This is a genomic window from Bacillus sp. V3B (assembly GCF_024494465.1).
Classification (GTDB): Bacteria; Bacillota; Bacilli; order Bacillales; family Cytobacillaceae; genus Bacillus_BD.
Genome location: NZ_JAETXM010000027.1, coordinates 1 through 11,873 on the forward strand (window position 1 = coordinate 1; position 11,873 = coordinate 11,873).

9 protein-coding genes, 1 pseudogene and 3 riboswitches are annotated in these 11,873 nt (G+C 36.9%); all 10 genes and pseudogenes read left to right on the forward strand.

Annotated elements, in window-relative coordinates; genetic code table 11:
* On the forward strand, positions 1-734 hold a 734-nt coding region (locus tag JMM81_RS19325; RefSeq protein WP_256243172.1), incomplete at its 5' end, for a DUF58 domain-containing protein.
* 3 nt (positions 735-737) lie between these two features.
* On the forward strand, positions 738-2,930 hold the full coding sequence (locus tag JMM81_RS19330; RefSeq protein ID WP_256243173.1) for a transglutaminase TgpA family protein: 2,193 nt from the start codon (positions 738-740) through the stop codon (positions 2,928-2,930).
* A gap of 32 nt (positions 2,931-2,962) precedes the next feature.
* Positions 2,963-3,064, forward strand: a riboswitch (purine riboswitch).
* Between the two features lie 324 nt (positions 3,065-3,388).
* A complete protein-coding gene (gene guaA / locus JMM81_RS19335) occupies positions 3,389-4,927 on the forward strand; it encodes a glutamine-hydrolyzing GMP synthase (protein ID WP_375162420.1) in 1,539 nt (512 codons plus the stop codon).
* 85 nt (positions 4,928-5,012) lie between these two features.
* Positions 5,013-5,114, forward strand: a riboswitch (purine riboswitch).
* A gap of 216 nt (positions 5,115-5,330) precedes the next feature.
* A complete protein-coding gene (locus tag JMM81_RS19340; protein ID WP_256243175.1) occupies positions 5,331-6,659 on the forward strand; it encodes an NCS2 family permease in 1,329 nt (442 codons plus the stop codon).
* Positions 6,660-6,993: 334 nt separating this feature from the next.
* A pseudogene (locus JMM81_RS19345) lies at positions 6,994-7,344 on the forward strand (PTS sugar transporter subunit IIA); the annotation flags it as partial.
* Between the two features lie 188 nt (positions 7,345-7,532).
* Complete coding sequence (locus tag JMM81_RS19350) at positions 7,533-7,736, forward strand: NETI motif-containing protein (RefSeq protein WP_256243176.1); 204 nt, start codon at positions 7,533-7,535, stop codon at positions 7,734-7,736.
* Positions 7,737-7,826: 90 nt separating this feature from the next.
* Positions 7,827-7,928, forward strand: a riboswitch (purine riboswitch).
* A gap of 225 nt (positions 7,929-8,153) precedes the next feature.
* A complete protein-coding gene (gene purE, locus JMM81_RS19355) occupies positions 8,154-8,642 on the forward strand; it encodes a 5-(carboxyamino)imidazole ribonucleotide mutase (RefSeq protein ID WP_256243177.1) in 489 nt (162 codons plus the stop codon).
* Positions 8,635-9,753, forward strand: a complete 1,119-nt coding sequence (purK, locus tag JMM81_RS19360; protein ID WP_256243178.1) for a 5-(carboxyamino)imidazole ribonucleotide synthase — start codon at positions 8,635-8,637, stop codon at positions 9,751-9,753. Before purE ends, purK begins: the two co-directional genes overlap by 8 nt.
* Before the next feature lie 30 nt (positions 9,754-9,783).
* Positions 9,784-11,076 carry an adenylosuccinate lyase gene (purB, locus tag JMM81_RS19365; RefSeq protein WP_256243179.1) on the forward strand — a complete coding sequence of 431 codons (1,293 nt, stop codon included), beginning with the start codon at positions 9,784-9,786 and terminating at the stop codon, positions 11,074-11,076.
* Between the two features lie 85 nt (positions 11,077-11,161).
* Positions 11,162-11,872, forward strand: coding sequence for a phosphoribosylaminoimidazolesuccinocarboxamide synthase (gene purC, locus JMM81_RS19370; protein ID WP_256243180.1), 711 nt, complete (start codon positions 11,162-11,164; stop codon positions 11,870-11,872).
* The last annotated feature ends 1 nt before the right edge of the window (position 11,873 follow it).

Below are 11,873 nucleotides of genomic sequence, written 5' to 3' on the forward strand. Positions count from 1 at the left end.
AAAAACACATAAATTTAGAAGAGAAACTATTGGTCTATCCTGCATATGAAGAATTTATGGATGGACCTTTTTTGAATGTTGATCAAGGAATGAATGTTTCAAAGAGTCGTATTCAAAGAGAAACATCTATGGTAGTGGGGATTCGAGAGTATCGGCCAGGTGACCGCTTTTCGTGGATTGACTGGAAAGCATCTGCGAAGAGAAATGGGATGGTAACAAAGGAGTTTGAACAAAGTCAATCAAGAGACGTGTTCATCACGATGGATTGTGCACCGGATCATCGATTTGAAACAACGGTCTCTTTTACCGCTTCCCTTGGACAAGCTCTTTTGCGTAAAGGGATTCAAGTTGGTTGTTTATCTGTAGATAATGAAAGAGTATCTATGCCTATTTATGGAGGGGAAGTGAATAGACAACAGTTATTTTATCAGCTAGCTCAGGCGAAGGATAATTGTCCTGTTTCATTTGACCAAGTGCTAGGAACAGAGAGTCTTTTATTGCAACAAAAAGCAATGTTGATGCTTGTAACAGCCCATTTATCCACCCCTCTTATTGAAATAACTAGCCGATTTACTACTAGAAACTACCCAGTTGTGATCTTTGTTATAAAAGCAGCAGGGGATTCAGTCACTCTAACCGAGCAATCGATGAAAGAGAGGGCTAAAATGCGAGGAATAAGAGTTGCATTCATTCATGAGGGGCAGTTTTCTAACTGGGCTTTCGGAGGTGAGTAGGGGATGAGGAAACAAAAGAATATACCTTCTTTTTTTCTATATATCTTTGGGTTTCTTTTATTATTAGAATGGATTTGGCCTATTGAAATTCTATCAGAAACAGCAGAAATTTGGGTGTTTCTTATGTTTCTTACTGTCTCCTTTCTTCTTTCTCTTTTTCAAGTTCCTCTTCTTATTGGCGTTTTATTAAAAGGAACTGTAATCGCTTATTCTCTGTATTTTCTCTATTTTGAAGGGAGTTTTTTTCAGTTAGATTGGATTTCTTCTTTTCTATTAGACTTTAAGACAAATCTAGCCCTTATTTTCTCAAAAAATTGGAACGATCTTTCTCATTTATTTAAAAGTTTTTTATTTTTTCTTTTGTTGTGGTTAATCGTTTATCTTCTCCATTATTGGCTTATGATCCGCAATCAAATCTTCCTTTTTTTCTTTATGACGCTCATGTATATAACCGTTCTTGATACTTTTACTCCGTATGATGCGAGTGGCGCAATTGTAAGAACGGTTCTAGTTGGTTTTGTTTTAATGGGAATCTTAACTTTTCGACGTTTAGTAAATAAAAAAAAGGTTGAAACAGGAGATGCTATTACTCGTAAATGGATAATCCCTTTATCAGTCATGGTTGTTTCAAGTGCTTTCCTTGGATATGTACTTCCGAAGGCTGATCCCATTTGGCCGGATCCAGTTCCCTTTATTCAATTGTTAAATGAAAAGGGAGGAAGTGGAGCAAAACGAGTTGGTTACGGGGAAGATGATACGACACTTGGTGGGTCTATTATTGGGGATTCTACAGTTGTTTTTCGAACAGAAGTGGAATCGCCTCACTACTGGAAGGTGGAAACAAAAGATATATATACAGGTAAGGGATGGATTCACTCTGGCGAAGGGGAAGAACGAGTTCCGTTTAGAAAGGATCGTGCTGTTCCAATTGTTTCATTTGCAGAGAATGATGGAATTGACAAAACAGTTGAAACAAGCACCGTTTATCCAGTAAAAGAGTATCTTCATGTTATATATCCTTTAGGGATCAAAACCATTCAATCAGGAAGCGGTTATTCTTATGAAGTAGATCCTTCTATAGAGAAGATATATTCATTTGAAGGATCGGAACCTGTTGTAATGGGAAATTATTCGGTTACATTTGACATTCCTAAATATAGGATAACGGATTTAAAAACGACTGAAGATGTAAATTCTGCTAATTTGGGTACTGAATTTATTTCGCAATACACTCAGCTGCCTGATCATGTGCCACAACGGGTAGAAGATTTGGCAGTTAAACTAACAATGGGGCATCAAAATTGGTATGATCAAGCAAAGGCAGTAGAACAATTTTTAAAAGGAACGAATTTTTCATATGATACGAAAAATGTATTAGTTCCTGAGGAAGAACAAGATTACGTTGATCAATTTTTATTTGAAACGATGAGGGGGTATTGTGATAATTTTTCCACCTCAATGGTGGTGCTACTAAGGTCACTTGATATCCCAGCGAGATGGGTGAAAGGATATACTGAAGGTGAATATCTTGGTATGGATAAAGAATTGAGCATATACGAAATTACAAATAACAATGCCCACTCTTGGGTAGAAGTATATTTTCCACAAGTGGGTTGGATTTCATTTGAACCAACACCAGGTTTTACAAATGATGGAAGCTACTCTCTTGAGGAAGAACAGGATGGAAGTATAGAAGCCAGTGTCCCAGCGGAACGGGAGGAACAGGTAGAAGAGAATAATGTAGAGACTGGTATTGTAGAACCTACTGAGGAAAATAAGAAATTCTCTCTTCTGGAAATGTGGAAGGGTGTAAAAGAGTTTTTTACTAATCATCAAGGCTGGACTTTACTAGCTGTTTTCATTGTAATTGGTGCTGGGTATTCTATTTATCAGATTCGAGTAAGGTGGTTTCCTATTTATTATATTTGGAAATTTAAGCATGTGGAGAAGGAAGAAAGTTTTGTCGAAGCGTATCATGTTTTATTAAAGCAATTGAATCGCTACGGATTGAACCGAGAGAATGGGCAAACATTAAGAGAGTATGGGCAGTCTATCGATCAATATTTTTCGACAAATGAAATGACCTTGTTGACTGTCGAGTATGAACGATATTTGTATGGTAATTGTTTGGAGAAAGATGCTTGGAAGAGAATGCGTGAATTATGGGAAAATTTAATTAAAAGGACAATGGCTTGACCACAAAAATAACCTATTGATACAATGTTGTTCGGAATAAGAATAATTACCTTCGTATACCTTCGATAATATGGTTCGAAAGTTTCTGCCAAATCACCGTAAATGATTTGACTATGAAGACAGGTTCTGAACGTTAAAGAATTCTGCCTTCTGATGGAGGGGAATTCTTTTTTTATTGTTTAGTGAAACTATAGAGTAATTGTAATGTGGATAAGTTGTATTAGTTATCTGTATCCAGCTCTAGCGCCAGCCCCTTGGGTCATAAGTTAAATCACTCTAAAAGTCAGGGTTTTCTGTATGATTCGTCTTATGATTGTCGGGACTGATCAAGGCGCTTGCGCTTTTTTTACTTAATTATTGTCGAAAAAATCATTTTTATGTGGAGATTTATCGTTAATTAGAGAATAATAGCAGTATGACTAAATAATGATGGGGTGAATACACTGATGGGGAAAGTAATGTTAGAAAATCAGGAAATGGTTATCGTACTTGATTTTGGAAGTCAGTATAATCAGTTAATAACAAGAAGAATAAGGGAATTTGGGGTGTATAGTGAGTTACATCCTCATACGATTACGGCAGAAGAAATAAAAAAGATCAATCCGAAGGGTATTATTTTTTCGGGTGGTCCAAATAGTGTCTATGATGAAAATGCTTTTCGTTGTGACGAAGAGATTTTTGAACTAGGTATTCCTATTTTAGGTATTTGCTATGGAATGCAATTAATGACAAAGCATTTTAAGGGTAAGGTAGAGCCAGCTACACATCGTGAATACGGAAAAGCGTCTATACAAATACAAAATGAATCAAAGCTATTTGCAGAGTTACCATCTGAACAAGTAGTTTGGATGAGCCATGGAGATCTTGTCGTGGAAGCTCCACCTGGTTTCAGTGTTGATGCAACAAGTGCTTCTTGTCCTATTTCTTCTATGAGTAATAAGGAGAGAAATTTATACGCTGTTCAATTTCATCCTGAAGTACAGCATTCCGTTTATGGTACAGGAATGTTGAAAAACTTTGTTTTTTCTGTATGTAATTGTAAAGGCGATTGGTCAATGGAAAACTTTATTGAAATTGAGATGGAGAAAATTCGTCAAACAGTTGGCGATAGAAAAGTTCTATGTGGCTTGAGTGGTGGGGTAGACTCCTCTGTTGTGGCTGTTTTGATTCATAAAGCAATTGGTGATCAGTTAACTTGTATTTTTGTGGATAACGGACTTCTTCGTAAAGGTGAAGCAGAAAGTGTCATGAAAACTTTTAGAGAAGGCTTCCACATGAATGTGATTAAAGTTGATGCGAGGGACCGCTTCCTCTCAAAGTTAGAAGGTGTTAGTGATCCAGAAAAGAAACGTAAAATCATTGGGAACGAGTTCATTTATGTGTTTGACGATGAAGCAACAAAGCTTGAGGGAATTGAATTTCTAGCACAGGGAACGCTTTACACAGATATTATTGAGAGTGGCACCGCGACAGCGCAAACGATTAAATCACACCATAATGTTGGTGGTTTACCTGAAGATATGCAGTTTAAGCTAATTGAACCGTTAAACACATTGTTCAAAGATGAAGCACGTGCATTAGGAACGGAACTTGGAATTCCTGATGAAATTGTATGGCGCCAGCCTTTCCCAGGACCAGGCCTAGGCATTCGTGTATTAGGAGCTTTATCGGATGAAAAGTTGGAAATTGTTCGTGAATCAGACCATATTTTAAGAGAAGAAATTAAAAAGGCTGGTTTAGAGCGTGAAATCTGGCAATACTTTACGGTGTTACCTGATATTCGAAGTGTAGGAGTCATGGGTGATGCACGTACGTATGATTATACGATTGGTATTCGTGCCGTTACATCGATTGATGGAATGACGTCAGATTGGGCACGTATTCCATGGGATGTGTTGGAAGTTATTTCAACACGTATTGTAAATGAAGTGAGCCATATCAATAGAGTGGTGTATGATATTACGAGCAAGCCACCAGCAACGATTGAGTGGGAATAAAATACGAACATTCAGAAAAGCGGACATAATTAATGTTCGCTTTTCTTGTTGACGTCTATTTATTAGGCTGATAAAATAATGAAGCAGTTATTTTGTCGTAAAATGTCGTATAATTTTGGGGATATGGCCCATAAGTATCTACCAAGCTACCGTAAATAGCTTGACTACGAGGTAATAATGAGGAATTTTTTTATTTTTCTCTTATTTGTCATTTATTGTAGTCAAGCACTTCGATACTTATTTCGGAGTGCTATTTGTTTTTGCTGAAAAAGAATGTGCGTGATAGTTGGTTAGTATGGTTATTATATAAATAATATGGACTCTATTACGTTAAATTCTTATACATTTTCTCAGTATATAACAAAGCTAAGTTTTAAGAACTAATTTATTGGGAGGATACACCATGAAGAAGTATTTTCAATTTGAAGAACTTGGAACAAGTTATCGTCGAGAAATGATCGGAGGGCTGACAACCTTTTTAGCTATGGCATATATTTTAGTTGTCAATCCGCTTGTTCTTTCATTAGCAGATGTACCTGGTTTACCAGATGAAATGAGAATGGACATGGGTGCAGTATTTGTTGCCACAGCGATCTCAGCTGCGATTGGTACCCTCATAATGGGGTTGCTTGCCAAATATCCAATTGCGCTAGCACCAGGCATGGGCTTAAATGCTTTCTTTGCTTATACGGTTGTTTTAACAATGGGAATCCCTTGGCAGCATGCACTAGGTGGGGTTCTTATCTCAGGACTTGTTTTTATTCTTTTAACACTTACGGGTATTCGTGAAAAAATTATTAACGCAATTCCTACTGAATTAAAATATGCAGTAAGTGCTGGAATCGGATTATTTATTACTTTTGTCGGTGCTCAAAGTGCTGAAATTATTATAAATGATGATGCAGTTCTAGTCGGGTTGGGTGACTTTTCTGATGGTGGTGTACTACTAGCGATTTTCGGAATTATTATTACCGTTATCTTAATGACTAAAGGGATTAACGGTGGAATTTTTATCGGTATGGTAATTACGGCAATCGTTGGAATGGTCGCAGGATTAATCGCTATTCCTGACAAGGTTGTTGGTGCAATTCCTAGTGTGGCTCCGACTTTTGGAGCAGCTTTTAAAGCTTTTGGAGATAGCTCATTTTTCTCCACGCAAATGCTTGTGGTTGTTTTAACGTTCTTATTTGTTGATTTCTTTGATACTGCTGGAACTTTAGTAGGTGTTGCAAACCAAGCCGGCTTAATGAAGGAAAATAAACTACCACGTGCAGGTAAAGCTCTTTTTGCTGATTCTTGTGCAACCGTTGCTGGAGCGGTATTTGGAACTTCTACAACGACTTCTTATGTCGAATCATCATCAGGGGTTGCCGCTGGTGCACGAACAGGGTTTGCGTCTGTTGTAACAGCTTTATTATTCTTGTTATCGTTGTTCTTCTTCCCAGTATTGTCAGTTATTACATCAGCGGTTACAGCACCTGCTTTAATCATTGTCGGTGTTTTGATGGTTGCTTCATTAGGGAAGATTGATTGGACGAAATTTGAAATTGCTGTTCCTGCTTTTTTAATCATCCTTGCAATGCCGCTAACTTATAGTATTGCTACAGGTATTGCAATCGGATTTATCTTCTATCCAATTACAATGCTTGTCAAAGGTCGTAAAAAGGAAATACATCCAATTATGTATTTGTTATTTGTTATCTTTGTTCTGTACTTTATTTTCTTAAAATAATAAAAAGGATCGAAATAAGTATAAGAAATCAACTAGTTAATTAGTTGATTCAGACTGTAGACAGACTCGAAAAAAACGAGTTTATCTACAGTCTTTTTGTTTTAAATGTAAGTAATAAAATACTTGAGATGATGAAGATGTTATCGAAACATAATCCAATTCAAAGAGATCAAAATGAAATAGTGATTTATGGGTAAAGTATATCCATTATGACCATGCATTTATTAAATATAAAAATCGGTATGACCTTCTCTGGCGGGTTGATAGACTATATTTTATTTGGGTTAATCAATCCACAGACAAATGCGTGGATCGTGATTCCAGTTGGTTTATGGATGGTTTTGCTATTCTCCCGACTGAAGGTACTGTTGTATCTCCTGTTGACGGAAAAATTGTTGATTTATTCCTTATAAAACATGCGATTGAAATTCTTTCTAATACAGGTCGCGAAATTTTGATTCATGTTGGAATTGATACAGTTAATCTGAAAGGTCAAGGTTTTGAAGTTTTAGTGACTGCAAATGATCAGGTGGAAAAAGGTCAGCCTTTACTAAACGGTGATTTGAATTATCTTAAAGAACATGTTCCTTCTATTATAATACCGATTATATTTACGAATCTTGCGCAAGGGGAGATGGTGGTTATAAACAAACAAGGAAATGTTGAATTACGGATATATGGGTGAAAATTATGGATATTTAGTTAAAAATTGCAGATAACCCATCAAAATCACGGATATATTTAAACAAGAAACAAACAAAAACATCATTTGAGAGTTAGATGTTGTTTTTGTTTGTTAATGAAGATAAATAAAGGAAATGCTACTATTAGGGAAGACAATTTAATTAAATATGAAGGGAACATTGTCAATTAATGAAGAATAATAGTCCCAAAAAGACCTATGAAGTACAGGATCATGAAACTGTTAGTCAATGTTTAGACCGGATTCACAAAGATGGCTACACACCAATAAGAAGAACTGAAAAGCCAATTTTTCAAGAAAAAATGGACAATAACGAAGTATTGTATGAACCAGCAGGTAGACAAATTGTATTTGAGGTAAGAAAAATGGAGTGAATTTAAATCCGAACAATAAAATTGGTAATGATAAAATCGTTCGGCGTTTTATGTTGACAATTGTCGAAATTCATTGTTAAATGGGAGTAACGAAATAATTTAATATGCCCTCGTATAATAATGGGAATATGGCCTATAAGTTTCTACCTGATTACCATAAATGATCGGACTATGAGGGAAAGTTAATTGCCCGGTAACCATCTCATGAATAGAACGCTAGGGCTCTATTCGTCCATGTCAGTTAAACTTCCTTTGTAGCCCGAACAGATTTCTTTCTCTTACCTGAGAAAGGCTTCTGTCTGGGCTTTTTTAATGAATTAGTTTGAATTTTAATTGGATGTTTGGTATGAATCATGTTGAGTAAGTGAATTTTAGTGTTTATATAACTAATTGATGTAGATCTGTGGGAGGGATTATATGAAGGCTCAAGTAGGAGTCATAATGGGCAGCAAATCAGATTGGGAAACGATGAGACATGCCTGCGAAATTCTTGAAACATTTGAAATACCATTTGAAAAGAAAGTGGTATCTGCACATCGAACTCCAGATTTGATGTTTGAATATGCAGAGGAAGCACGAGAGAAAGGGTTAAAGGTCATTATAGCTGGAGCAGGCGGAGCGGCCCATTTACCAGGAATGGTAGCGGCAAAGACAACATTACCTGTAATCGGTGTGCCTGTTCAATCCAAGGCCTTAAATGGACTCGATTCACTCTTGTCTATTGTACAAATGCCTGGTGGTGTGCCGGTAGCAACCGTAGCAATCGGAACAGCTGGTGCTAAAAATGCAGGGTTATTGGCGGCGCAAATTCTTTCGATAGTTGATACTGAATTAGCAGATCGATTAGAACAATATCGGCAAGAAATGAAAGAAACGGCGATAGAAAGTAGTGATCAGCTTGGCTAATAAAGTCGTTTTACCAGGACAAACAATAGGGATTATTGGTGGCGGACAACTTGGAAGGATGATGGCTTTATCTGCAAAAGCACAAGGATTTCGCATTGCTGTCCTTGATCCAACAGAAGACTGTCCCTGTGGTCAAGTCGCTGATACCACCATTAATGGTGATTATGGTGATATTAAAGCGATTCAAAAGCTTGCTGCAGTAAGCGACGTGATCACATATGAATTTGAAAACATTGATGCAGATTGTTTACAATGGCTGAATGAAAATACGTATGTACCACAAGGTGTGAAGTTACTTGAAATTACACAAGATCGCACAAAAGAAAAAGAGGCGATCCAAAATGCGGGTGTAGAGGTTGCCCCGTATGCCGTTATTGAAAACGAAACGGATATTTATGACAATCTGAAGAAGCTTGGGTTTCCTGCTGTGTTAAAGACAGCGAGAGGAGGCTATGACGGAAAAGGACAGTTTGTTATTCGTAGTGAAGAACAAGTTTCGGAAGCAGCTTTACTTTTACAAGCTGGAACTTGTGTATTGGAGAAATGGGTTCCTTTTGAAAAGGAGATTTCTGTTATTGTTTGTCGAAATGCCAACGGCGAAACGGCAGTTTTCCCGGTGGGAGAAAATATTCACCGTGAAAATATTTTACATGAGACAATTGTTCCGGCAAGAATTAGTGAAAAGGCAAAAGAAACGGCTATCGAAAAAGCTATTCAACTTGCTGAAAAATTCCAACTTGTAGGTACATTAGCTGTTGAAATGTTTTTAACCGGTGATGACCTTTATGTGAATGAACTCGCACCAAGACCACATAATTCTGGACACTATACGATTGAGGCGTGTGAAACATCTCAATTCGAACAACATATTCGCGCTGTTTGTAATTGGCCTTTAGCAAATACAGAATTGTTAAAACCGGCAGTCATGGTTAATATCCTCGGGGAACATCAAGCAAGTGTGATTGAGAAAATACCTGAAGTAAAAGACTGGAAAATTCATTTGTATGGTAAAAAAGAGGCAAAACAAAAAAGAAAGATGGGGCATGTGACGCTCTTACGTCATTCCATTGAACAAGCTCTTACAGAAATTGAACAAAGCAGCATATGGTAGAAAGCTATGGAAAAGATCGGAGGATGAAATATGATTGATCGTTATACAAGACCAGAAATGGGTGCCATTTGGACAGAAGAAAATCGTTTTAAAGCATGGTTGGAAGTTGAAATATTAGCAGATGAAGCTTGGGCAGAACTTGGAGTCATTCCTAAGGAAGACGTAGCTAAGATTCGTGAAAAAGCCTCTTTTGATATTAATCGAATTTATGAAATTGAACAGGAAACAAGACATGATGTTGTAGCCTTTACCCGTGCTGTTTCTGAAACATTAGGCGAAGAAAGAAAATGGGTTCATTATGGTCTAACATCTACAGACGTTGTAGATACAGCTTGGTCTTATTTAATCAAACAGGCCAATAATATTCTTTTAAAAGATATTGAAAACTTCATTGGAATTTTAAAAAATAAAGCCCAAGAACATAAATATACAGTAATGATGGGGCGGACCCACGGTGTTCATGCTGAACCAACAACACTTGGTTTGAAAATAGCCCTTTGGTATGAAGAAATGAAACGTAATTTGGAACGGTTTAAACAAGCAGCTGAAGGCATCGAGTATGGTAAAATTTCTGGGGCAGTTGGAACGTACGCTAATATTGATCCATTTGTTGAACAATATGTATGTGAGAAGCTTGGCACAAAACCCGCACCAATTTCAACTCAAACATTACAACGTGATCGTCATGCACATTATATGTCTACTATCGCTTTGATTGCGACTTCAATTGAAAAATTTGCTGTTGAAATTCGTGGTTTGCAAAAAAGTGAAATCCGTGAAGTAGAAGAAGCTTTTGCAAAAGGTCAAAAAGGATCATCTGCAATGCCGCACAAACGAAATCCAATTGGTTCAGAAAATATGACCGGTTTGGCTCGCGTGATTCGCGGTTATATGATGACAGCTTACGAAAATGTACCACTTTGGCATGAAAGAGATATTTCACATTCTTCAGCGGAAAGAATCATCATCCCTGATGCAACAATTGCATTGAATTATATGCTCAATCGCTTTGGTAATATTGTGAAAAACTTAACCGTATTCCCAGAAAATATGAAACGTAATATGGAAAGTACACTTGGATTAATTTATTCCCAACGCGTTCTTCTTGCTTTGATTGACAAAGGCCTAGCGAGAGAAGAAGCATATGATACTGTGCAGCCTAAAGCAATGGAAGCTTGGGAAACTCAAGTACCATTCCGTACTTTAGTTGAATCAGAAGAAAAAATTACATCTAAGCTATCTGAGGAAGAAATTGCTGATTGTTTTGATTACAACTATCACCTAAAAAATGTAGATACTATATTTGAACGTTTAGGTTTATAAGATAAGAATAAAAATGGGACTGTCCCAAAAGTAAAGGTGTCAGATACTTGATGAGACAGTCCTACCACAAGAGGGGGCTTTCCGAATGGAAAAAGGTGCACTGCTTTATGAAGGCAAGGCCAAAAAAATATATGCTACAAATGATGAACAGATTGTTTGGATTGAATATAAGGATTCTGCAACTGCCTTTAATGGTGTAAAAAAAGAAGAAATCCAAGGTAAAGGCCGCCTAAATAATGAAATAACAAGTTTGATTTTTATGAAGTTAAAGGAAAAGGGAATTGAATCTCATTTTATTGAACGCCTTTCTGAAACAGAACAGCTTGTTAAAAAGGTTACCATTATTCCTCTTGAAACAGTTGTCCGCAACATAGCTGCAGGAAGCTTTTCATCTAGATTAGGGATTAAAGAAGGCACACCATTAACAAAACCAATTGTTGAATTTTACTATAAAGATGATGAACTGGGAGATCCTCTATTAACAGATGATCATATTGAAGAACTTCAACTTGCGAGCGTAGCAGAGCGAGAAGAACTAAAGGAAAAGGCACTTCAAGTGAATTCAGTACTATCGAGCCTTTTCGCAGATCTCGGAATTCGTCTTGTCGATTTTAAACTTGAATTTGGAAAAGATGCTTCAGGAAAAATTGTGTTAGCAGACGAAATATCCCCTGATACTTGTCGCCTTTGGGATGAAAAGACGAATGCAAAGCTTGATAAGGATGTTTTTCGCCGTGACTTAGGAAATTTAACGGATGTTTATGAAATCATTTTAGCCAAATTGGGAGGTCAGTAAC

What these genes read in the sequence shown, in the direction of transcription:
- purB (WP_256243179.1), top strand. Translation starts at nt 9,784, where the DNA reads ATGATTGATCGTTATACAAGACCAGAAATGGGTGCCATTTGGACAGAA.
- JMM81_RS19340 (WP_256243175.1), top strand. Translation starts at nt 5,331, where the DNA reads ATGAAGAAGTATTTTCAATTTGAAGAACTTGGAACAAGTTATCGTCGA.
- guaA (WP_375162420.1), top strand. Translation starts at nt 3,389, where the DNA reads ATGTTAGAAAATCAGGAAATGGTTATCGTACTTGATTTTGGAAGTCAG.
- purC (WP_256243180.1), top strand. Translation starts at nt 11,162, where the DNA reads ATGGAAAAAGGTGCACTGCTTTATGAAGGCAAGGCCAAAAAAATATAT.
- JMM81_RS19350 (WP_256243176.1), top strand. Translation starts at nt 7,533, where the DNA reads ATGAAGAATAATAGTCCCAAAAAGACCTATGAAGTACAGGATCATGAA.
- JMM81_RS19330 (WP_256243173.1), top strand. Translation starts at nt 738, where the DNA reads ATGAGGAAACAAAAGAATATACCTTCTTTTTTTCTATATATCTTTGGG.
- purE (WP_256243177.1), top strand. Translation starts at nt 8,154, where the DNA reads ATGAAGGCTCAAGTAGGAGTCATAATGGGCAGCAAATCAGATTGGGAA.